The 23,954-nt window shown below is 47.7% G+C and carries 19 protein-coding genes; 15 read left to right on the forward strand and 4 right to left on the reverse strand.

Annotation, left to right across the window (positions count from 1 at the left end; all coding sequences use genetic code 11):
- Window positions 1-190: 190 nt before the first annotated feature.
- The 5 genes from HMPREF0240_RS03715 (at window position 191) to HMPREF0240_RS03735 (ending at window position 6,181) form a co-directional block, all read left to right on the forward strand.
- Window positions 191-1,213 (forward strand): LacI family DNA-binding transcriptional regulator, encoded by a 1,023-nt coding sequence (locus tag HMPREF0240_RS03715; RefSeq protein WP_009002110.1) that lies wholly within the window; start codon window positions 191-193, stop codon window positions 1,211-1,213.
- A gap of 52 nt (window positions 1,214-1,265) precedes the next feature.
- Window positions 1,266-2,498 carry an anhydro-N-acetylmuramic acid kinase gene (locus HMPREF0240_RS03720; RefSeq protein ID WP_009002111.1) on the forward strand — a complete coding sequence of 411 codons (1,233 nt, stop codon included), beginning with the start codon at window positions 1,266-1,268 and terminating at the stop codon, window positions 2,496-2,498.
- A 142-nt stretch (window positions 2,499-2,640) separates the two neighbouring features.
- A complete protein-coding gene (locus HMPREF0240_RS03725; protein WP_009002112.1) occupies window positions 2,641-3,648 on the forward strand; it encodes a sugar ABC transporter substrate-binding protein in 1,008 nt (335 codons plus the stop codon).
- 75 nt (window positions 3,649-3,723) lie between these two features.
- On the forward strand, window positions 3,724-5,247 hold the full coding sequence (locus HMPREF0240_RS03730) for a sugar ABC transporter ATP-binding protein (RefSeq protein WP_009002113.1): 1,524 nt from the start codon (window positions 3,724-3,726) through the stop codon (window positions 5,245-5,247).
- The gene (locus HMPREF0240_RS03735; RefSeq protein WP_009002114.1) at window positions 5,240-6,181 is read left to right on the forward strand and encodes a ribose ABC transporter permease; all 942 of its coding nucleotides are present in this window, start codon (window positions 5,240-5,242) and stop codon (window positions 6,179-6,181) included. Before HMPREF0240_RS03730 ends, HMPREF0240_RS03735 begins: the two co-directional genes overlap by 8 nt.
- Window positions 6,182-6,997: 816 nt before the next feature.
- Here the strand turns inward: HMPREF0240_RS03735 and HMPREF0240_RS03740 are convergent.
- Entirely contained in the window at window positions 6,998-7,183 is a 186-nt protein-coding gene (locus HMPREF0240_RS03740; protein WP_035312335.1) for a ferredoxin, read from the reverse strand.
- A gap of 231 nt (window positions 7,184-7,414) precedes the next feature.
- Between HMPREF0240_RS03740 and HMPREF0240_RS03745 the strand changes: the two genes are divergently transcribed.
- From HMPREF0240_RS03745 to HMPREF0240_RS03795, 10 genes are all read left to right on the forward strand, one after another.
- Window positions 7,415-8,209, forward strand: a complete 795-nt coding sequence (locus HMPREF0240_RS03745; protein WP_009002116.1) for a nitroreductase family protein — start codon at window positions 7,415-7,417, stop codon at window positions 8,207-8,209.
- Between the two features lie 346 nt (window positions 8,210-8,555).
- Entirely contained in the window at window positions 8,556-9,431 is an 876-nt protein-coding gene (locus HMPREF0240_RS03755; protein WP_009002117.1) for a sugar ABC transporter permease, read from the forward strand.
- A complete protein-coding gene (locus HMPREF0240_RS03760; RefSeq protein ID WP_009002118.1) occupies window positions 9,431-10,264 on the forward strand; it encodes a carbohydrate ABC transporter permease in 834 nt (277 codons plus the stop codon). The genes HMPREF0240_RS03755 and HMPREF0240_RS03760 overlap by 1 nt, the downstream gene beginning before the upstream one ends.
- Window positions 10,265-10,434: 170 nt before the next feature.
- Window positions 10,435-12,213: a sensor histidine kinase gene (locus tag HMPREF0240_RS03765; RefSeq protein WP_009002119.1), complete on the forward strand. Its 1,779-nt coding sequence runs from the start codon at window positions 10,435-10,437 to the stop codon at window positions 12,211-12,213.
- 12 nt (window positions 12,214-12,225) lie between these two features.
- Window positions 12,226-13,743, forward strand: coding sequence for a response regulator (locus HMPREF0240_RS03770; RefSeq protein ID WP_009002120.1), 1,518 nt, complete (start codon window positions 12,226-12,228; stop codon window positions 13,741-13,743).
- Between the two features lie 5 nt (window positions 13,744-13,748).
- Window positions 13,749-14,504 carry an amidohydrolase family protein gene (locus tag HMPREF0240_RS03775; protein WP_009002121.1) on the forward strand — a complete coding sequence of 252 codons (756 nt, stop codon included), beginning with the start codon at window positions 13,749-13,751 and terminating at the stop codon, window positions 14,502-14,504.
- A 103-nt stretch (window positions 14,505-14,607) separates the two neighbouring features.
- Complete coding sequence (locus HMPREF0240_RS03780) at window positions 14,608-15,927, forward strand: extracellular solute-binding protein (RefSeq protein WP_035312337.1); 1,320 nt, start codon at window positions 14,608-14,610, stop codon at window positions 15,925-15,927.
- Between the two features lie 162 nt (window positions 15,928-16,089).
- Window positions 16,090-19,368, forward strand: coding sequence for a hypothetical protein (locus HMPREF0240_RS03785; protein ID WP_009002123.1), 3,279 nt, complete (start codon window positions 16,090-16,092; stop codon window positions 19,366-19,368).
- A gap of 3 nt (window positions 19,369-19,371) precedes the next feature.
- Window positions 19,372-20,307: a dihydrodipicolinate synthase family protein gene (locus tag HMPREF0240_RS03790; RefSeq protein ID WP_009002124.1), complete on the forward strand. Its 936-nt coding sequence runs from the start codon at window positions 19,372-19,374 to the stop codon at window positions 20,305-20,307.
- Entirely contained in the window at window positions 20,304-21,254 is a 951-nt protein-coding gene (locus tag HMPREF0240_RS03795; RefSeq protein ID WP_009002125.1) for a phosphoglycerate dehydrogenase, read from the forward strand. The genes HMPREF0240_RS03790 and HMPREF0240_RS03795 overlap by 4 nt, the downstream gene beginning before the upstream one ends.
- A 244-nt stretch (window positions 21,255-21,498) precedes the next feature.
- Here the strand turns inward: HMPREF0240_RS03795 and HMPREF0240_RS03800 are convergent, their stop codons facing one another.
- The 3 genes from HMPREF0240_RS03800 to rpe are packed head-to-tail and all read right to left on the reverse strand — an operon-like array spanning window position 21,499 to window position 23,922.
- The gene (locus tag HMPREF0240_RS03800; protein ID WP_009002126.1) at window positions 21,499-22,437 is read right to left on the reverse strand and encodes a transketolase family protein; all 939 of its coding nucleotides are present in this window, start codon (window positions 22,435-22,437) and stop codon (window positions 21,499-21,501) included.
- Window positions 22,425-23,264 carry a transketolase gene (locus tag HMPREF0240_RS03805; protein ID WP_009002127.1) on the reverse strand — a complete coding sequence of 280 codons (840 nt, stop codon included), beginning with the start codon at window positions 23,262-23,264 and terminating at the stop codon, window positions 22,425-22,427. Before HMPREF0240_RS03805 ends, HMPREF0240_RS03800 begins: the two co-directional genes overlap by 13 nt.
- A complete protein-coding gene (gene rpe / locus HMPREF0240_RS03810; RefSeq protein WP_009002128.1) occupies window positions 23,257-23,922 on the reverse strand; it encodes a ribulose-phosphate 3-epimerase in 666 nt (221 codons plus the stop codon). Before rpe ends, HMPREF0240_RS03805 begins: the two co-directional genes overlap by 8 nt.
- Window positions 23,923-23,954 lie beyond the last annotated feature (32 nt).

Raw genomic sequence — 23,954 nt, forward strand, 5'->3', positions numbered from 1 at the left:
TGTGAAATGTTGATAAAAACATACAAGTAAAATTAGTGAAAACTCATAAAATCGGTCATATTGCCTAAAAACAATTGACAATAGAAAATGGGATGAGTATAATACAGTTACAACTTGAGAACGTTCTCAAGTTTTTAAAATAAGATAATTGAGAACGTTCTCAAAAAAATGAGAGGGCGGAGGTGGAAGGATGGAACAGAACATTACGATTACAGATGTGGCGAAACTGGCGGGAGTGTCAAGGGCAACCGCAGGGCGCGTGGTCGGCGGATACGGCAACGTATCAGAGAAGAGCAGGGAAAAGGTAATGCAGGCTGTGGAAGCCTTGAATTACAGGCCGAACCTGGTGGCGCAGGGGCTGAGGGGACAGAGCACTAAAACCATTGCCGTGATACTGGGCAGTATCAAGAATAATTACTGCAACAAACTGATATATGCGGTGGAAAAAGAAGCACAGAAACAGGGCTACAACGTTATCGTCTGCAACACCCATGAAAATGTGGCACAGGAAGTCGGGCATCTCCAGAATATGTACGGCAGGCAGGTGGACGGCGTGATTCTGATGTCAACGGTGAAAAAGGAAGACGAGATCAGTGAGCAGTACAGAGAGCTGTATCAGGGCAGCGTCCCGATTGTATTTGTGGACAGAAGAATCAGGGGACTGAATTCCCGGGTAATACAGAGCAATAATGCGGAGGCCTCCTACCAGGCGGCAAAGTATCTCCTGGAACTTGGGCACAGAAAGATCGGTGTGCTTGCGACCGATGATTATTCCACTGTAAATGAAAGAATCAAAGGCTATAAAAAGGCGCTGGAGGAGTATGGCGTAAAATACCGGGACAATCTGGTGATGTTTGCGGCGCACAATGATAAGGAACAGATCCGGAAAAAGACGGCCCAGCTGCTGGACGGGGAATGTCCTACCGCCGTTTATGTCCTGAATAACAGCCTGTGTATCGGCGTACTTATGGAACTGAAAAAGAGACAGATGGACATCCCTGAGGACCTTTCGCTTCTCGTGTGGGATGATGAAGAATTGAACGAGCTGCTGGATATAACGACAGTGGTTCAGCCGATCGAGGAGATTGGTAAGGCTGCGGTGCAGGAACTGATGAAGCAGAAAGAAAAAGTCCCCCAGGAGCAGGGGGAGAAAAGAGAGGTGCTGGAGGCATCCATTGTATTTCGGAAATCCTGCAGAGAAGCCGGTCAGTAAGATAGCAGCACCGAATGGTGTTCTATAAATATTATTTCAAGGAGGAAACAAAATGGATTTAATAATGGGTATGAACAGTGGCTCATCCTTTGACGGAATCGACGTGATCCTGGCAGAGATTGAGATGGACAGCGACGGCTTTCCCAAGGCGCCGCGCTATATCTGCGGAGGTTCCTACGATTGGCCGGGAGAAGTAACGCCAATTGTGAGAGATGCCTTTGAAAACCGCGTGGATATGGTGGGAATCAACAGGCTGAATTACATCTGCGGCGCAGTATTTGCCGAAAAAGCAGTGCAGTTTATGAAAGAAAACAATATCAATCCGCTGGATATCAAAGTGCTGGGGCTGGATACACAGACCATTTACCAGGAGCAGCCAGATCATGCAAAGATCGCTTCCATGTCAGAAGAGGACAAAGGAGACTGGCTCCACAGATGGCTGAACGGACCATATCCGGCGGGCCTGCAGATGGGAGAGAGCTCAGTAATCGCGAACCTGACCAATATCGATACCGTGACGCACTTCCGTCCCGCAGATCATGTATGGGGAGGCGCAGCGGCACCGCTGATGCCATATCTGGATTACATCTTATTCCGCAATGAGGAGAAGCCGGTTATGACACTGAATATTGGCGGAATTGCCAACCTCCATGTGGCAAGTAAGGACAGAAGGGACATGTTCGGATTTGACACCGGCCCGGGAAATGCGGTATCCAACTACCTGTGCAAGAAGCTGACAGGCAAAGAATACGATAAAGACGGTGAACTTGCTTCAAAGGGGAATATCAACGAAGAGATGCTTGATTTCTTTATGCACCATCCGTTCTGGGACAGACCGGTACCAAGGTCAGGCTGGGTAGGAGATTACAATGAGGAATACATAGACAGCGTGATCGCCGGATTCGGACACCTTCCGGTGGAAGATATTCTTGCAACAGCGTGTGCATTTACAGGAGCAGCGGTGGCAAAGAGCATGATTGACAACATCCCTGCGGAAATCATCGAGAAGACAGACAAGCTGTATGCCAGCGGCGGCGGAGTGAGAAACCCTCAGATCATGAAAGAAATCCAGGAAAGAATTCCGGGAAATATCAAAGTGACGACCTCTGCTGAAATCGGCATACCACCGGAATATAAAGAAGCGATTAAGTTTGCGACCATCGCTTATTCAACCATCCACTGTACACCGGGAAATATTCCAGCAGCAGGTCATGCATCACAGTACTCAATCCTTGGCAAAATAGCTCTGGCTCCCCGCCACATAGCAGGAGGCCCGCAACTTTAATTGAATACGTTCTAAATATACCATGAAACCTTACAAATTGCCAGTAATTTAGTGGTTACTACTCACGGCCGTAAGCCGCGTATAGTAACACTTAGCGGGCTATGCGACCAGCCCGCAGATTCGGAAATGGAGAGAATAGATTATGAAAAAAAGAATAGCAGCACTGCTTTGCGCAGCAATGATGGCAGTCTCACTGGCTGCATGCACAAGTGAAGGACCAGGAAAAGATACTTCTGAGCCGGCATCAGATTCCGGACAGACAAAAACAGAGGAAGGAAAGTCAGCGGAAGAAATCACGCTTGGAGTTTCCTTCGGACAGAATGTACATCCATTCTTCGTGGCCATGCAGAAGGGGATTGAGAAGGCATGTGAAGACTATAATGTGAAAAAATGCAATATCCTATCCGCGGACAGCTCTCTGGAGACACAGAATTCTCAGCTTGAAAACCTGGTGACTATGGGATGCGATGCAATCCTGCTGAATCCCTATGATTCAGAAGGCGTAGTCAATGCGGTAAGCGATGCCATGAACGGCGGCGTAGGAGTATTTACAATGGATGTAGACTGTGAAGGTTCCCTTGCATTTGTTGCTTCCGATAATAAAGAGATCGGAAAAATGCTTGCGGAATATGTAATCGAAAAACTGAACGGCAAAGGGAAAATCGCCATTATCGATGGAATTACGGTCAGCTCACTGAAAGACAGGACAGAGGGGTTCATGGAAGTAATCAAGGAGAGCGGGATAGAAATCGTGGCAGAGCAGCAGACCGCACACGCAAGAGATACGGCTCTGGCTTCCGCAGAGAATATTCTGCAGGCAAACCCGGATATCGACGCTTTTGTAGGAATCAATGAAAATTCAGGAATGGCAATTTTAAGCGCGGCGACTTCAGCGAATCTGAAAGACCTGCTGATCACGACCGTGGACGCGACATCAGAGAACATGGCTGCAATCCGCGACGGAAAAGTGGCAGTAGGCGTATCACAGGATCCCTATCAGATGGGCTACAAAGCGGTAGAGCAGGCACTGACCTGGTGTGAAGGCAAAGACGTTGAGGAATTTATCGAAGTTCCTGTTGAGTACATGGACAAGGATAACATCCAGGAATTTATTGACAGAGAAAAAGGATACGGCGTTGAAGTAGATTAGATTGAACTTTTACGGATTTAATTGGAACCATCTGCTTATGTGGATGGTTCCTATCATAAATGAAGAGGTGAAGATATGTCCGATGTAATAGTTAGAATGGAAGGAATATCGAAGGCATTTGCGGGAATCAAGGCGCTGGATAATGTCAGGATTGAACTGCATAAAGGCGAGGTCCACGCACTCATGGGCGAAAACGGGGCAGGGAAATCTACGTTGATGAAGATCATGACAGGAGTGTACTCAAAAGACGAAGGCAGCATGCACCTTTTGAACGAAGAAACCGGACAGATGGAAGAAGTCGAGATGAAATCTCCCCTTATGGCGCAAAAAGCCGGCTTGAGCATGGTGTTTCAGGAACTGAATCTTCTGGAAAATATGAATATAGCAGAGAACATTTTCATCGGCAGAGAGCCGGTTGGCAGGAGCAGGCTGCTGGACAGAGATACTTTAAACAAAAAGGCCAAGGCAGAGCTTTTGAAGGTCAATCTGGATGTAGATCCGGGGACACCGGTCTCCCAGCTGAGCTGCGGTCAGATGCAGTGCGTAGAGATCGCAAAGGCGCTGTCATTTCAGGCCAGAGTCGTAGTGTTTGACGAGCCGACAGCCAGCCTGTCGGAAAAGGAATCCCAGGTGCTTTTCCAGATCATAGAAGATCTGAAAAAACAGGGCGTGTGCATTGTATACATTTCCCACAGAATGGAAGAGGTATTCGAATTATCTGACCGTATAACGGTCTTTCGGAATGGTACATATATAGATACGGTAGAAACAGAGCAGGTGACAGAACCCGATCTGATCAAAATGATGATCGGGCATGAGATTGACGGGCGCAAAGAGTGCGGAAGCGAATTTGTGAATCAGGAGCATGTGATCATGGAAGTGAAGAACGTGCAGGTGTACCCAACAAGCGGTCCGGTCAGCTTTAAGCTCTATGAAAAAGAGATTCTGGGATTCTTCGGCCTTGTTGGTGCGGGAAGAACAGAACTGATGAGGAAGCTGTTTGGCATCGACCCGATCGGGGAAGGTGAAATATATATAAAGGGGAATCAGGTGAGTGTCTCTTCACCGAAAGACGCAATAGGCGCAGGAATCGGACTTGTCCCCGAGGACAGAAAGGGCCTGGGGCTGATACTCGGAATGAGTATCCGGGATAACATGCTCATCTCGAAGCTTGGACAGCTGAAAAGCTTCTGGCTGAACCGGCGTGTGCTGAAAAAGATTACCGGAAACTACATCAGCGATCTGGGGATATCCCTGAGAAATGAAGAGCAGGCGGTTAAAGAACTGAGTGGAGGCAACCAGCAGAAAGTCGTCATTGCAAAATGGCTGGCCATGACGCCGGACATCCTGATTATGGATGAGCCAACAAGAGGAATTGACATCGGCGCAAAGAGCGAGATATATGCATTGATGCGTAAACTGACCGAATCAGGAAAAAGCATCATCATGATTTCATCAGAGATTGCAGAGGTCATGCAGGTAAGCGACAGAATCATAGTCATGCATGAGGGCGGCATTTCCGGTGAAATCGCTGCGGAAGAAGTTTCAAAGAATAGCATAATGCAGGCTGCATTTGGCGGAGGTATGGAAAATGAATAAAACAAAAAAGATAAATCTGAGATCTTTCAGGGAACTGCTTTTGGTTGGCGTTGTAATCATATTATGTATCATCTGGACGATTATGAATTCACAGTTTTTGTCGGCCAACAATATATCCAATATTCTGAGGCAGGCTTCCTACACAGCGATCGCGGCAGTCGGAATGACCATGGTCATCATCATTGGTGAGATCGACCTCTCGGCAGGTTCCCTGGTATGTGCCGCAGGCCTGGTAGGCGCTGTTGTCTGCAAGAATACGGATAATGTATTCTTTTCTGTGATTGCGGCGATTGCAGTAGGCGCAGTGATCGGTACTGTAAACGGTGTTCTCTGTGCAATAGGCAAACTGCCCGGCTTCATCGCATCCCTCGCCAGCATGACCGTGCTGAGGGGGCTGGCCTATATCGTTACGGGAGGTAATTCCGTGGTATGGAGCAATGAAAACTTCACCATGATAGGAACCGGATACATCGTCGGAATTCCTGTACCCGTTATTATCATGGTAATTATCATCATATTCGGCGTCATTCTGACCTCAAAGACCCGTTTCGGCCGCTACATCTATTCTGTTGGCGGAAACATGGAGGCCAGCCGCTGGTCAGGCATTGCAGTAGAAAAGGTAAAGATCCTGGTATACATGATTATGGGAGTCCTGACAGCGATAGCCGGCTTGATCATCACCACCCGTCTCGGCTCGGGGCAGCCCTCAGCCGGCCTGAACTTCGAGATGGACTGTATCACGGCTGCCGTAGTCGGAGGGACAAGCATGTCCGGCGGGCGCGGTAAAGTCATGGGGACAATCGTCGGGGTACTGCTGCTCACTGTGCTAACCAATGGAATGACACTGGTGGGAATGAATACATATTGGCAGCAGGTGTTTAAAGGAGTAATTATTGTAATATCCGTACTAGCAGATACCCACAGCAAAAAGTAGGAATTTGGGAGGCAGTGGGGGTGTGGCTGAGGGGGCGCCTGCTGGAAGGTGGATGCGCCGCTGCCGTCCGGGGAGGTTTATGCTGATTTTGGAAACCGGCCGCTTTGCCTACAATTTCTAACTGTGAAAAAGCCGCATCTTATGGCACCGAGCGTATTCACTTAGAAATCTGATGATTTCTAAGCTCAGACGCTCTTGAAAACTGATTTGGAAATCAGTTTTCAGCCATAAGATGCGGCTTTTTCGCAGTAAGAAATTGTACGGCACGCTAAAGGCTTCCAAAATCAGCATAAGCCTCCCCGGACGGCAGCGGCGCATCCACCTTCCAGCAGGCTGGGCGCATCAGGGCGGACGATATACTGCCTTGGAGGGATTCCGGCGGGGGAAGGCGGATGGGAGTGGATTGGTGGGATAAGTTGGATGGGAGAGATTTTTGAGACTACTGAGTGTATTTTTGCACCACCAGTTCCATTCCATCCGCTGCTCCTGCCTTGATTCCTCCCGTGAGGAGATATTTGTCTTCTGACCAGATGCGTCCAGCTGTGCGGAATTGGAACAGGCATCTCCTGGATGCGTCTTTTAGGGCATTAGCGCCGCTTCATCAAAATCGGAACCGGCATGTGAACTTCCTTCAGGCCCACAAGGCCTGAAGGAAAGCAGACCCGCAGCGAGAATTCATCAGAATTCTCGTGAGTGTCTGCGGTGTTCACCATGCCGGCTCCGATTTTGATTAGCGGCGCTTATGCCCTAATACCGTATCCAGGAGATGCCTGTTCCAATTCCGCACAGCGCCCCTCCTGCCAAAACACCCCCTCTCTAATCAACACTGATAACGTTGACGGGGCAGTTTTCTGCTGCTTCTTCTGCGGTATCTTCTAATTCCGGGGTTATTTCGCTGTAGACCTCTGCCAGGCCGTCATCTGCCATACGGAATACTTCCGGGCAGGTAGCGGCGCAGAGTCCGCATGATATACATCCTTCTCTGTCAATTGCTGCATTCATGTAAATAAGTCTCCTTTCGTAGTGAATCTGCACGGTACCGGCTGGAAGACATGGGTGATTGTTCCAGCGGCCGTGCATGACTATAGTATTGCCCTGTAATCCGAAGAAATACAGTAATTGCAGGAAATTTATTACAGAAAACGGCAGGAACAGTGATATATGAAAGCTGGTATCTGGTTTTTAACTGGTGTATAATACAAGAAAAAGTAAAATGATGGAAGGAGGAGCAAGATGATAGAGATGAATCGTGATTTGTGTATCGGATGCGGGAAATGTGCGGCGGACTGTCCTGTGGGAGCCTTACATATTATAGAAGGAAAAGCTGAATTTTCGGGGCCGTGTTTTCAGTGCGGACACTGTGTGGCAGTCTGTCCGGTACGGGCTGTCGCTATACCGGAATATGAGATGGATGAGGTGGAGGAATATGTACCGGAGACATTTGATATCAGTCCTGAAAATATGCTGCATGCCGTCAAATTCAGGAGAAGTATCCGCAATTACAGACCCGAAAAGATCGAAGGGGAAAAGGTGACAGACATACTGAATGCGGGACGCTATACTGCCACGGCCAGAAACCGGCAGGCATGTACGTTTATTTTTATACAGGATCAGCTGGAAGAATTTAAAGCGCTGGTATGGGAGAACATGCCCGATATCCTTCGGTCACTGCGAAAAGATGCTCCAAGGTATGCTAAGACATTTGAACGGTTTTATGAGAAGTGGAAAGCGGATCCAAAGGACGATAATTTCTTTTATAATTGCCCTGCTTTTCTAGTCATATCAGCGGACAATCATCCTCTGGATGGAGGGCTGGCGGCTGCGAATATCGAAAACATGGCTGTTGCACATGGTCTTGGTGCTTTGTACAGCGGGTATATGATGCGCGTAATCAGCACAAGCCCGGCCCTGAAAAAGTGGCTGGAAATCGAAGGAAAAGGCGTTGCCTGCTGTATGCTGCTGGGATATCCGGCGGTCACATATAAAAGGACAGTGCCAAGACACGGTGGACACATCATAAGAAAATAATCTAATAATAACCCATACAGGCAGGTCAATTCCATCTTAGGAAATGTCCTGCCGTATTTTTTGCCAGACTAACACACTTCCGCATACCCATACCAATCTGCCACTTCCCCGTTCCAACACCATCCGCGATCCGCGTGCCCTGCCGCCTGAGTAAAAGGGGCCGCCTTTGTCTCCCTTGCTGCGGCTCAGCTCCCTCTTTGGGCAGGCGCCCCCTATACAAAAAGTTACTTACTTGGAAAGAAAAAGTTACTTCCTCTATGCTAGGATATTCTTACAAAAGGTTACTGCAGATACTAAGGAAATACAAAATGCGAACTAAATTTCAGAGAGGAAGGGGTTACAAGAGGTGAAAAGGAAAACGAACAGAACATTATACTATTTTCTCATACCGGCACTTTTATTGTATTTAATATTCTGGGTACTGCCGGTTCTGATGTCATTTTTTTACGGCCTGACAGACTGGTCCGGCGTGGGCGATTACAATTTCGTGGGGCTGAAGAATTTTAAGTACTTATTACAAGACGGCACGCTGATTAACACACTGAAAAATACGGGGGTTTATACGATCTTTACTGTTGTATTCGGCAATGTCCTGGCACTGACGCTGGCATTTATCCTGAATATGAAGATGCGCATGAAGGGGGCCTTCCGGACGGTGTTCTACATACCGGCGCTGTTTAGTACGGTTGTTGTGGCTTTTATATGGAGCTATGTCTACGCACCTTACTATGGAATGATTTACAATGTTTTCGATATCTTCGGGGCAGCGGAAGCCGCGCCGAATCTGCTGGGAAGTACGAAGACTGCACTAATTGCCTGTGCTTTCGTGGAGCAGTGGAAGACCTCCGGAACGATGACCCTGATTTATCTGGCCGGGCTTCAGAACCTTCCGGGTGAAGTGATTGAATCCTGCAAAATCGATGGATGTAAATGGCATCAGGAACTGTTCCGTGTGAAAATCCCGATGCTGGCAAATACCATTGCGATTAATGTAATGCTGGGGCTGATCAATGGATTCAAATCCTTTGACTATGTATTTACACTGACAGGCGGCGGACCGGGTTCCTCCACAAGTACACTGATGTACAGCGTCTACAAGCTGGCGTTTGTGGAATATCAGTACGGCCTGGCGGAGGCGCTGGCGGCATCGGCCTTTGTCCTGATTCTTGTAATATCGTGCGTTGTTCTGTTTTTCTTTAAAAAGAGGGAGGTGGAAGCATAATGAAGAAGTCTGTAAAAAAAGAAATTATATTCAGTATTGTCATCGTCCTGTTTTTTGCTATCATGCTTTCTCCGCTATTGATCGCACTGTCGGGGTCTTTTCGTTCACCAGACAATGGCGCATCCTTTTTACAGCTGTTCAATGAATTTTCACTGGAAAGCTATAAAGAGGCGTTCGAGAAGATGCATTATTTCCGTTCCCTGAAGAACAGTGTGATTACCACCTTCAGCAGTGTGGCGATTCTGCTTGTAGTTGCAGCACTGGCGGGCTACGCGCTGGCACGCCTGAAGACAAGGCTGGGCGGATTTCTTCAGATCTTCTTCCTTGCAGGGATGATGATCTCGGCTCAGATGTCAATTATTCCGATTTATAATATCATGCGGTATTTTAAGATCAATAACAGCTATATTGCTCCGATTGTAATGTACGTGACGATATCGATTCCGTTTTCTATCTTCGTGTACACAAATTTTGTGAAGTCGGGTGTGCCGCTTGCCCTGGAGGAGGCTGCCCGGATTGACGGGGCAGGCCGGCTGAAGACATTTTTTCAAGTAGTAGTCCCGCTGACCAAACCGGTGCTGGCTTCTATTATAATTACCCAGGGCGTGCCGATATGGAATGACTTTTTCCTGTCCATGCTGTTTTTATCCTCGTCCACGAAAAAGACGCTGCCTCTGGTTATGCTGTCATTCCTCGGGGATATGCAGAAGCCGACCCAGTGGACCATGCTGTTTGCTGCATGCTTTTTAAGTGCGCTTCCGATGCTGATTGCCTATGCTTTCCTGCAGAAGCAGTTTGTAGGCGGCCTTACAGTAGGTGCGGTGAAGGGATAATGATGCCCTAAACAGTGCAGGATATAGCAGGCGAAAAAGTATGGCACTGCCGGGGCGCGGGCAGATGTAAAGCAGGAAAGATGTGGAAATAAATATCAGGAGTGTAATGTTTTCTGCCGTGTGCGCGCATGTTACAATAGAAGCATGGTGAATTCTCGGAGGTACGGAAAATGAAGAAAAGTTTAAGAACAAAGTTTACACTGGGACTACTGTGCGTTTCTATTATACCGGTCCTGATCCTGTTTTATCTGCACATCAAAAGTTTCTATCAGTTCTATGATGAGAGGACAAGTATTATTGCCAACAGTGAAATGGAAAAGGCGGTTTATCAGATTGATTCCGCCTTTCAGGAGGTGGACGAGCTGGTGGCATCCCTGATACACAGCAGATATGATAACAAATATTGTATACAGTCTATTGCAGATATGGAGTATAACGATACGGATATTACCGCCATGCAGAGACTTACGAACTACAGAGAGTATATTTATATCTGCAGCAACCTGATCTGTAATAATAAATATGTGGAAGGGGTATATCTGTTCACCGAGAGCGGATATACCTATTCTTATACAAAAACAAAAGAGTTTTATCTGGAGCAGAATTTTCAGGATAGCGGCTGGTACAGGAAGATGCGGGATGAAAATCTGTATCAGCTTGTGACATTCTGGGATTCTCCGAGCAGGAGAGTGAACGGCAAAAATATACTGGAGGTCCGTCCGGTTGCGGATGAAAAGGGCCAGAGGACGGGATATATTGCCGTTGTCTGCAACAACAATATTATGGAAGAAATGGACAGCGATTCCGCGCTGGATAACGAGGCCATGATTCTCGACAGCGAGGGCAGGCCCTTATATACAATTATGGGGGATATGGAACTGTCTGAGAAGGAGACCGCCCGAATCAGGGAGAAGGGCAGCGGGATTATAGGTATTAAAGACGGCGGTATCATTTTCCGTACTCTGAGCGTAAATGACTGGAAAATTGTCTCACGTTACGGTGTGGATGAACTGAGTGAGTTATACCAGAAAAATATAATGAATCTGGTCATTTTACTGCTGGTCTGTGTGGGGTTCATTATTATATCTGTTTTTGTGATCGGAAGGCATTTTATAGAGCCAATCGTGAAATTATCCGCCATGATGCTGAAAGTACCGGATGAGGAACCCGTACTGACCCCGGCCTTGCAGAAAAGGGACGATGAAATCGGAATCCTATACAACAAATTCCAGCTGATGGTGATTAAGATTAATGAGCTGATCCAGGAGCAGTATGTCAGCGAGATCAATCTGCTCAAGGAAAAGCTGAACGGCCTGATGTCACAGATTAATTCGCATTTTTTGTTTAATACGCTGGAAAATATCAACTGCCTTGCGGATCTGGATGGAAACCGGAAGATTGCCATGATGTCCAAGTCTCTTGGGGACATGCTGCACTACAGTATGGAATTTGAACGTACAGAGGAAACGCTGGAGGCGGAGATGGAAAATATCCGCAAGTATGTTAAGATCCAGGAAATCCGTTTTGATAATGAGATCCATATTATAGAGGAAATACCAAAGGAACTGAAAACATGCCGGGTCCTGAAGTTTATTCTCCAGCCGCTTGTAGAAAACTCTATTGAGCACGGTCTGATTGGTGAGGAGGATGCGTGGTGGATTAAAGTTGAGGCATGGACCGAGAGTCGTGAACTGTGTATCCGCGTGGAAAATGCCGGTATGTTTATTACGCCTGGGGAACTGGAAGAAATCCGCAGCAATATTACCAGGGAGAAAATCAGGGAGGCTGCGGAATCGGAAGGACTGGAACGCCGGAGAAACAGTATTGGCCTTGTAAATATTCAGCGGAGGATCAAGCTGGTATATTCGGACAAGTACGGCCTGGGAATTTATAACAGAGAAAGCGGCGGACTTGAAGTTGTGATCCGGCTGCCGTTTAAAACCAGATAAGGTGGTGAGCTGATGTATTCTTATATTGTAATAGATGATGAAGTGATTATCCGCAAAGGGCTGATTAAGAAAATCAGTGATATAGAGGGCAGCCGGTATGAATGTGTGGGGGAGGCTGAGAACGGGCTGAAGGGGCTTGAACTTGTGAAAGAGAAAAACCCTGACATAATTATTACCGATATGAAGATGAATAAGATGGATGGAGTACAGTTTTTAGAGACGCTCAGGGACAGCAGGCTGGAGCAGCCGGTAATCGTAATCAGCAGTTTCAAGGATTTTGAATATATGCACAAGGCAATCGAATCCAGGGTGATCGGATATGTGCTCAAGCCATTTTCTTCGGAGGAGATTGGCAGGCAGCTGCAGAAGGCGGTGGAAGAGATCGAGAGCCGAAGCCAGATCGAGACGATTGAAGCCAAAATGCATCTGCTGGATCTGGAGGACAAAAACCGGGGGCTGCAGGATCTGATTATGGGAATCCCGGACGGGCAGGCGTTAAATGAAGGTGACTACCCGGAACAGCTTTACGCACGGCTGATATCCGTGAACCATAAAATAAGGGGGGCGTATGAGACCTGTTTTTCGATCTGTCAGGAGTCTGCCCAGAGCATGAGATGGGCGGTGATAAAAAATACGGTGCAGAAATCCCAGTTTTTTATATTGTTGTACACCGAGAAAGAGCGGGAAAGCTATCTCAAGTTGAAAACGGAACAGATTGCGAAAACTCTTGTGGATAACTTCCGGGAAGAACCGATTGTCTGTGTCATCAGCAGGACGACCAGAAGCATTCACAGATTAAATTCGCTCAGAAAAGATAATGACAGAGCACTTGGCGCCCTGTTTCTGGGGACAAAGAGGGAGATCCTGTATTTTGAAGAGCCGGGGGAAAGCAGGATGATTTATTCCGCGGAGTGCATGGACAGCTGGTTTGGCAGAATGAAGTACGATCCCGGCGAGGTGACGACCGTGATGGACAGTTTCTTTGATAATATCGACATTTCGCAGTTTACGCTGGGGGATGTGCGCAAGACGTGTGAATACATGGTGAAAAAGGTGAACGAATATGCAGAGGAACAGAACATAGAAAAAGATGATATCATGAGATATTTTGACACGAGATATCTGTTTGATGAGAATCTGGACAGAATGAAACGGGAGACTGCCGGTTATATCGCATTGATTTTCCAGTCGGTGGGCGGGCTGGAAGAAAGCGGGCAGGATTTATTCGCTCTGATTGACAGCTATATCCATAAAAACTATAACAGAAAGATTACGCTTTCCATGATTGCGGGAAGCATCTATGTCAATCCCGCCATTTGCCGGAACGTGTTAAAGGAGAAGGGCATCAGCTTTAATGAATATCTGACGGAGATCAGGATCGAACATGCCAAACAGCTGCTGACGAGTTCGGAAGTCAGTATTGAGTATATTTCCAGTGAAATCGGATATACGAATCCAAAGTATTTTTTCAAAGTATTTAAAAAGGCTGTCGGGGAGACTCCGCAGGAGTACCGAAAAAACAGGAGGTAAAGAGCATGATACTGGATGCACACTCTCATCTGGGGGATGATGTAATATTTGACTGCGCACACACGGAGGAAGACCTGCTTGTCAATAACCGGAAATATGGGATCACAGGCGGCATTGTGCAGCCGTTTATTGGCAGGCCTTATATGGAAATTACAAGACAGTACCATGACAGGATATACGAATTCTGCCGGAATAACAGGAATTACTGGGGCATGGCTTCGATTAATCCACATTTCAGGCATGAGGAATATGCAGAAGAAGCCGGGCGCTGTATACGGGAGCTGGGATTTATCGGTCTGAAGCTTACGCCCGTCAGCCATGCGGTGAATCCGGAGTCTGAAGATGGGCTGTTTGTGTTTGAGACGGCCAGGAAGCTTGGGGTTCCTGTCATGGTGCATACCGGGTACGGGATTCCATTTGCCGACCCGGAAAAACTCAGAAAAGCCGCGGCCTTGTACCCGGATGTAAAGATGGTGATTGCACATCTGGGCAGTGGTTTTTATGCAGCCCAGGCCATACATCTGGCGCAGGAATATGAGCAGGTGTATCTGGAACCAAGCGGCTGCGGAATCGGGGAAACCTACGAGGCGCTTCGCGCGCTGGACGGGAAGAAAGTGATGTTTTCATCGGATTCTCCTCTGCAGATACCGACAGAGCTTGCCAAGTACCGGACCATTGTGGAGAGGCATCCTGGCTGGGAGGAGGACATATTCTGCGGGACTGCCTGCGAAGTATTTGGCATATTGCCGGATGGGGAGTAAAAAGTTACTCAGATTCATCAAAAAAGTTACCGGCCCCGTGCTAGGATAAACTTAACAAAAGTTACTGCAGATAACTGAATATTAGATGAAAGGGAGAAATAGAATGAGGAAAAAGTTAGTCAGTTGTTTATTAGTACTGAGTATGGTAGGAACGGCTCTTTTAACAGGCTGTTCTGGAAATGAAAAGAAAGACGATGCGGGGGATAAAAAAGAGACCGAAAAGACAGAACAGACATCCTCCGGCACGGATCCGGCGTTTACATATGACGGGGATGACGTGACCCTGAACTTTATGTTCATCACAGGCGGAGAAAATGAGTTTTATAATGAGACACTGCCGGAGCTGATCAATGAGCAGTTCCCGAACATTGAAATTGAAGTGGAGGAGCTTCCGAGCGATAACTACAAATCTACAATCCAGATGAAGTTTGCAAGCGGCGAGGGCCCGGATATGTTTGAATGGTGGCCGGACAAGCAGGCGGAACCTCTGGTGGAGGCGGGGTACTGCCTGGATCTGAGCGATCTGGAGTGTATCGGCGATTTCCGGGAAGATATGGTCGAATCCTTTACATTTGACGACAAGAATTATGCGGTTCCTCTGGGGTCCAGTTTCCTGACAACCTGGTATAATCAGGAGCTTTTTAAGGAAGCAGGGATATCAGAAGTTCCGATGAACTGGGATGAATTCATAGCATGTTGTGACGCTTTAAAAGAGAAAGGCATTACCCCGATTGTTATGGGGGATAAGGATGCTTATGTGATCCAGTTCGGCACATACATGATGGGCGCATCCTGCATTTACAATGACAATCCTGATTTTGATGACCAGCTCTATACGGGTGAGACGAAGTTTACGGATGATGGATGGAAAGAAACAATCGAGAAATATCAGTATCTGTATGACAACGGATATGTAATGGAAGATACACTGGGATTATCCCACGATCAGGCAAGACAGGCATTCATTGACGGCAAGGCAGCAATGACATTTGACGGAAGCTTTGGCTGGGAGGCACTGATGGCAGACGGCGCTACCGAGTTTGAAAGAGGAATTTTCATGCTTCCGTCTAATGAGAAGGACGAAGAGCTTGTATACAACCTGACTCCGGCGGAAGGAATCTTTGCGGGTGCAAATGAGGGGCATGAGGATGCAATAAAGGCAGTTATGAGCTACTGGTTTACAGAAGGCACCCCGCTGTTTGAGGCATGGTCAGAATCCAATGACAACATTCCGGTACACAAGAGCCTTTCAGATGAGCGCGAGATGATTCAGGAATATATGGCCAGATACGATGGACTGTCCACAATTTACAATCTGAACAACGCATGGCCAAGTGGTGTCAGCGATGAACTGACTGCCAAATTCCAGGAAGTAATTGCGGGAGATACAGATGCGCAGGCGGTTACAAAGGCAATGCAGTAGAAGTTTGAGCAGGTGAAATAAAGGGCCGGAACAGGCGCAGTATGAGACAAACATAATGAAACGGGAACAGCGCCCGGCCAAATACTTATTTTACGATGAAGCAGGAGGATGTCCCAGAAGTTTTTGAGACATCCTCCTTTCTAAAATTAACGAGGTATAGAGATGCTTTATAAGAAATCAGAGGAAGATATATTAGATCCGGAATTATTTCAAAATCCGTCCGCAGAGTACCGGGGGGCCCCTTTCTGGGCATGGAACTGCAGGCTGGACAAGGAATTTCTCATTTCCCAGATCAGCCAGTTTGAGGAAATGGGTATGGGAGGGGCACATATTCACTGCAGAGTGGGGCTGGATACACCCTACCTGGGGGAAGAATTTTTTGATGCCGTATCCGCCTGCAAAGACAGGATGAAACAGGAAGGGCTGCTGTGCTGGCTGTATGATGAGGACCGCTGGCCCTCCGGGACGGCAGGAGGAATCGTTACAAAGGACGAAAAGTACCGTATGCGTTTTCTGGTTTTTGAGCCATATCAACTGCAGGAAGAGCAGCAGGAAGGATATATGGCGGCAGCGAAGGCGGTCAGGAGCGGCAGCAGGACGCTGCTTGGATACTATCGGATCACCCTGGATTCCGAAGGAAAACTGGAATCCTATGAATGTGCGGCGGCTCCAGCTCCGGATGCCTTGCCCGAGGACGGTGCAAAGATCTGGTGTGCCTGGCTGGAGATCTCCGGAAATACGCCCTGGTTTAATAATCAGTCCTACGTAAATACGCTGGATAAGTCAGCCATCGACCGATTTATAGAGGTCACCCATGAAGAATACTACCGGCGGTTCAAGGAGGATTTCGGAACGGTGATACCGGCAATTTTTACGGATGAGCCGCAGATAGCACATAAAGAAAGGCTTGAGGAGCCATTTCAGAAGAAGGCGGTCATCCTGCCTTTTACGGATGATTTCGAGGAGTCCTTTACAGAAACATATGGAATCTCTGTATTGGAGGGGCTGCCGGAATTGATCTGGGAGAAAAAAGGAAATTGTTACTCCCAGGTCAGGTATCTCTACCACCGACATTTGTGTGAACGGTTTTCGGAAGCTTTCGGAGATCATGTGGGCGCATGGTGCAGAGAACATGGAATTGCACTGACCGGCCATATGATGAATGAATGGACCCTGCATTCACAGACAATGGCAGTAGGGGAGGCCATGCGCCCCATGATGAATTTCGGTATACCGGGGATCGATATGCTTTGCGACAGAAGAGAGCTGTCCACGGCCAAGCAGGCTCAGAGCGTTGCCCGCCAGATGGGGCGGGAGGGTGTGATGAGCGAGATCTACGGGGTGACCGGATGGACCTTTGATTTTCGGAACCATAAGCTGGCCGGAGACTGGCAGGCCGCGCTGGGAGTGACGGTGAGGGTTCCCCATCTGACCTGGGTCTCCATGGAGGGGGAGGCAAAGCGGGATTACCCGGCGAGTATCGGTTATCAGTCGCCATGGTACAGAGAATACCATGCGGTGGAGGATCATTTTGCAAGAGTAAACACCGCAATGACCAGAGGGAAGGCAAAGGTAAGAGTCGGGGTGATACACCCGATCGAATCCTACTGGATGTACTGGGGCTGCCAGGCTCACAATGCGGATATCCGGGAGACACTGGATACAGAATTTGAAGAACTTATAGCCTGGCTGCTTTACGGGCTGATCGATTTTGATTTTATATCGGAGTCCATGCTGGAAGATTTGGACAGGCCTGATTCTGATTCCGCAGATGAATCCACAGATCTGTATGGACAAACACCTGATATGGAAGGACATGGAGAAAAGTTGCAGGGCGGGGAACTGCATACGGCACAATTCCTGATCGGTGAGGGGGCATACGAAGTAGTCGTTGTACCCGGCTGTATAACACTCCGTGAGCATACGTATAAAAGACTGCAGGAATATCAGTCTCAGGGCGGAAGAATCTTATTTCTGGGCAAAACCCCCTCCTGCCTTGACGGCAGAGAAAACCGTGATGTTCAAAAACTGGCAGAGAACTGCGGGGTGATTCCTTTCGAGAGGGAAAGCCTTTTGAATGCTCTGGAGCCCTGCCGCGACATTAATTTGTTTACAGAATGCTCAGAGGGGTCTGACCCCTCCAGAATGAAGCACCGGGAAAACCAGCTGCGGACGAAAAATATGTTTTACCAGCTGCGTATGGATAATGGTGCAGAATGGCTGTTTTTGTGCCATGTGAATAAACCCGCGAATGAGGATATCACTTATACTGAGAAACTGACAATTGAGATAAAAGGAGAGTATTGTCCCAGCTTGTATGATACTTTAACCGGGAAGATCACAGCAGAAGCAGCCAGATATGAAAACGGAAAAACCATTATAACGGCATATGTTTCCGCTCATGACAGTCTTCTCTACAGGCTGGTGCCGGGCAGAAGTACTGTGGCGGAGCGCGAAGCGTCACCTATAGTCCTGAGAGAGAAATGCGGTATCTGTCCGGAGGAGAAGAAAAAACTGCTTCCGGAACCGGATCGCTTTATTCTGGAAGAAGAAAACTGCTGTCTTCTTGATCTGGCAGAGTATGCTTTTGACGATGGGGAATGGCAGCCGGAGGAGGAACTGCTCCGGGTGGATAACCGTTTCCGGGAGGTGTTAGGCTATCCGCTTCGAATGGAGGCTCTGGCACAGCCATGGGTGAATCAGGAAAAATCAAAGGAAGGGCACAGACTAAAACTGCGGTTCCATATAGACGCAGAGATACAGGTTGAAGATGTTTATCTGGCACTGGAGCGGCCGGAGAAAATACAGATCTATTTAAATGGTCGGCTGTCCGGCAAGGAAGACAGGGGCTGGTACGTGGATCAGAGTATCCGTAAAATTTATCTGGGATGTATAGAGCCGGGAGAAAATCTTCTGGAACTGCATATTCCTTTTGGAGAGAAAACGAATGTGGAATGGTGCTGGCTGCTCGGAAGGTTTGGCGTACAGGTGCGCGGAAGAAAAAAACTTCTGACAGCATATCCAAAAGAAATATATTATGGGAATTATGCGGCACAGGGACTGCCTTTTTATGCAGGAAATCTTGTATATGAGACGTCCGTGGTTACAGAAGAGGGGCAGCTTTGGACAGAGATTTCCAGATACCGCGGTGCACTTCTGCAGATTGAAGTAGATGAAGAGAAAAAAGGAAACCTGATATACGCACCTTACCGGATGAACCTGGGAAGAGTCAGTGCGGGCAGACATAAGATCCGCATCCGGATCTTCGGAAACCGCGCCAATGCATTTGGCCCGGTGCACAATGCGGACCGGACTGAAACATGGTATGGCCCGAACCTGTGGCGGACCCGTGGAAATAAATGGACATATGAATACCGGCTGGAAGAGATGGGGATTTTGACGGCTCCGCTGTACTGGCTGGAAAAAGAAGAGGAGGAATAAAAGATGAACAAGAAATTTCCTGATGGAGTGTATCCGGTGATGCTGACTCCATTTACAGACGAGAACGAGGTAGATTATGAATCACTGGGAAAACTGGTGGAATGGTATATTACAAGCGGAGCGGCAGGCCTTTTCGCTGACTGCCAGTCCAGCGAGATGTTTTTCCTGTCACTGGAGGAGCGCGTGGAGATTGCGCGGTTTGTCAAGGAAAAGGCAGCCGGCAGGGTACCCGTGGTAGCATCCGGCCATATATCAGATTCCATAGAGGAGCAGGCAGCAGAACTCAACCAGATCGCAGGAACCGGAGTGGATGCGGTGATTCTGCTGACAAACCGTCTGGCGGCAGAGGGGGAGAGTGATGAGGTTTGGCTTGAAAATCTGAAAAAGCTGCTGGCAGAATTACCGGAAGATACAGCGCTTGGATTCTACGAATGCCCGTATCCCTATAAGCGGATTATCTCGCCCGAATTGCTGAAGTGGTGTGCCAACAGCGGCAGATTCTATTTTATCAAAGACACAAGCTGTGATGAGGAAATCATCAGAGAGAAACTGGAAGCCGTGAAGGGCAGCAGCCTAAAACTCTTCAATGCCAACTCTTCTACACTGCTGGAAACGCTGCAGATGGGGGCGAGCGGTTTCAGCGGTGTAATGGCCAATTTCCATATGGATTTGTACGCATGGCTCTGCAGCAATTATGAAAACAGCCCTGAGAAAGCCAGAAAAACCGCTGATTTTCTTACAATCGCCTCACTGATTGAACGTCAGGTCTATCCGGTAAATGCAAAGTACTGCCAGAAACTGCTTGGAAACTTTCATTCAATACATACAAGAACAAAAGATGCGTCACTTCTGAATGCAACGGCAAAATCTGAGATAGAACAGTTAATGCGCCTGACGGACGATATCAGACAGAACATAATGGGGGGAGAACAGAGATGAAAGTACTGGTAACGGCGACCAACTATTCAAAATACTGTCAGCCTGGAAAAAGAATCCTGGAAGAAGCAGGCTGTGAAATTATAGAAAATCCCCATGGCAGACCGTATACTCCTGAGGAGCTGAAAGAGATTGTTGGGGATATAGATGGAGTTATTGCGGGAATTGACACATGGGATGAAGAAATATTTCAGCTTGCGCCGCGTATGAAGGTATTAGCCAGATTTGGAGTCGGCGTGGATAATTTTGATCTGGAAGCAGCAAAAAGGCATGGAATCGTGGTATGCAATTGTCCGGGGATTAATTCCACTGCAGTAGCAGAGCAGACTGTGGCCCTGATGCTGGCGCTTCTCAGACGGGTGCCCGAACTGAATAAGTCCGTTCGAAAAGGAGAATGGACCCGCCCCATGTTCCACGAAATGAAGAGCCGGACAGTGGGGTTCCTGGGATTCGGAGCAATCGCCAGGAATACCGCGGAAAAACTTACCGGTTTTCATCCCAAAATGATAGCTTTCGACAAGTACCCGAACGAAGATGCAGCCAGAAAACTCGGAGTAGAAATTACGACTCTGGACAGAGTACTGGCGGAATCAGATATTCTGTCCCTTCACCTGCCTGCCACAGATGAGACATACCATTTGATATGTGAAGACAGCATTAATAAAATGAAAGACGGCGTGCTCATAGTAAATACAGCAAGGGGCAGCATAGTGGATGAAAAAGCCGCTGCAGAAGCATTAAAAAACGGTAAAATCGGAGGCCTTGGAACCGATGTATTCGAAAGCGAACCGGTGGATCTGCAGAATCCTCTCTTTGGATTCGATAATTATATTGCAGGACCGCATATAGCGGCTGAGACATATGACAACTGTGAGGAAACATCGGTTATGACAGCAGAGTCAGTCCTGAGAGTGTTCAGGGGCGAAGCGCCTCATAATCCGATTGTGTGAAACCACTGGCCGGTTTTAGAGAATCAGGATTGATGAACGCAGTAAATGGTTTATTGATAATTAAAAAGTGATGCTCTTGATATGAAGCAAGGCATCACTTTTTTGTTATCGGATAGCCAGGCCTCATTAAAGATCCTGGAAATCCCGTTATTCATCCCTGACAGGCAACATTCCTCTCGAAAAACATACGCATCTCAAACTGCCTTAGTTTGCGGCTTAGTGCAATTTGTTTTGTTGTTTGTTTTTAAAGAAAACTTTTTACCTTTGTATAAATCCCATCCGCGTCAAGCCCGTACTTAGCAAGCAGTTTTACAGCAGGTCCGGATTCCCCAAACACATCGTTTGTGCCGATCTTCAGTACTTTAGCCGGATAGTTTTCGCTCAGGCAGTCGCATACGGCACTTCCAAGTCCTCCGATAACAGAATGTTCTTCTACAGTTACAATCTTTCCGGTCTCTTTTGCGGCTTTTATGACGAGTTCCTCATCCAGCGGCTTGATGGTGTGGATATTGATGACTCTGGCCTGAACACCTTCAGCTGCCAGTCTCTCTGCGGCTTCGAGGGCTGCAGATACACACAGTCCGGTAGCAATGATGGTGATATCTTTTCCGTCTTTCAGTGTGATTCCTTTTCCAAGTTCAAATTTGTAGTCAGGCGTATCATTGATTACAGGCACTGCCAGACGTCCAAAGCGGAGATACACGGGGCCATCGTATTCATAAGCTGCTTTTACTGCGGCACGTGCTTCCACATCATCTGCCGGATTGATGACAACCATGCCCGGGATCGCACGCATAAGCGCGATATCTTCATTACACTGATGTGTAGCACCATCTTCACCTACGGAAATACCTGCATGTGTGGCACCGATTTTTACATTCAGGTGCGGGTATCCAACGGAGTTTCTTACCTGTTCAAAAGCACGTCCTGCCGCGAACATTGCAAAAGAGCTTGCAAATGGGACTTTTCCTGCGGCAGCCAGGCCTGCGGCTACGCCGATCATATTACCCTCCGCAATGCCGCAGTCGATAAATCTTTCAGGGAATGCTTTCTTAAAAACGCCGGTTTTGGTTGCAGCGGCAAGGTCGGCATCCAGCACTACGAGTTCTTCATGTTCTTTGCCCAGTTCAACAAGAGCGTTTCCATAACTTTCACGGGTAGCAATTCTCTTTACTTCTGACATAATGCTTCACCTGCCTTTTCTAATTCTTCCATAGCAACTGCGTACTGCTCGTCGTTTGGTGCGGTTCCATGCCAGGAAGCCTGATTTTCCATAAAGGAAACTCCTTTTCCTTTTACCGTCTTCATTACGATTGCAGTGGGCATGCCCTTTGTATTCTTTGCCTCGTCGAAAGCGGCTTTCAGCTGGTCAAAGTCATTGCCGTCGGCTACGTTGATGACATGGAAATTAAATGCCTCGAACTTCTTATCGATCGGATAAGGAGAGCATACATCGTCGATTGCGCCGTCGATCTGAAGTCCGTTATTGTCTACGATGACAACAAGATTATCCAGTTTGTGATGTCCGGCAAGCATGGCAGCTTCCCATACCTGGCCTTCCTGAATCTCACCGTCCCCCAGGAGTGCATAAGTACGGTAGGAATCCCTGCTTAATTTTGCAGCAAGTGCCATCCCCACGGCTGCGGATACCCCCTGTCCCAGAGAACCGCTGGACATATCAACGCCGGGGATGTGTTTCATATCCGGATGTCCCTGCAGTATGGAGCCGATCTGGCGGAGTGTAGTGAGTGTGCTTACCGGAAAATATCCTCTGTGCGCAAGTGCAGCGTACAGGCCCGGAGCTGTGTGCCCCTTGGAGAGGACAAAACGGTCACGGTTCGGATCCTTTGGATTTTCGGGATCGATGTTCATTTCCTCAAAATATAAATAGGTAAACAGGTCTGCGGCAGAAAGGGATCCGCCCGGATGGCCTGCTTTTGCACTGTGAACGGAAGTGACGATTCCCTTGCGCACTTCGTTCGCTATTTGCTGCAGTTTTTGTTTATTCATTAGTTGCCTCCTCAAATTTTTTATAGAAATTCTCAATATTCACAGATGTATCCTCGCTGAATACTGAGGAGCCTGCCACAATTACGTTTGCGCCGGCTTTGATGACATCTTTGACATTCTCCAGTTTGATCCCCCCGTCGACTTCAATATCCACGGTAAGCTCCATCTCGTCAATCATCTCACGGAGCCGTGTGATCTTCGGAAGTACATTTGGAATAAATGATGCTCCGCCGAATCCTGGATTTACAGTCATAAGAAGCACCATATCCACATCTTCCAGTACATATTCTATAGAAGAGAGCGGTGTGGCGGGATTCAGAACGACCCCGGCTTTTATCCCCTGGTTCTTAATCGCCTGGATGGTGCGGTGAAGATGGCGGCAGGCCTCTGCATGTACTGTGATGATGTCTGCGCCGGCCCTTACAAAGTCGTTTATATAACGGTAAGGCTCCTCAATCATCAAATGTACATCAAACGGTTTGTCGGTATATCTGCGTATGGACTGGATGACGGGCAGGCCGATTGAAATGTTGGGGACAAACATGCCATCCATGACGTCGATATGTATATAATCGGCGGGAGAGAGATGCAAAATGGTGATCTCTTTCCTGAGTTCTGCAAAATCAGCGGAAAGAATTGAAGGTGCTAATTTTATCATGAGTTACCTCCCGGTTTTCGTTTTTTAGTTAG

The organism is Clostridium sp. D5 (assembly GCF_000190355.1).
GTDB classification, from domain to species: Bacteria; Bacillota; Clostridia; order Lachnospirales; family Lachnospiraceae; genus Faecalicatena; species Faecalicatena fissicatena_A.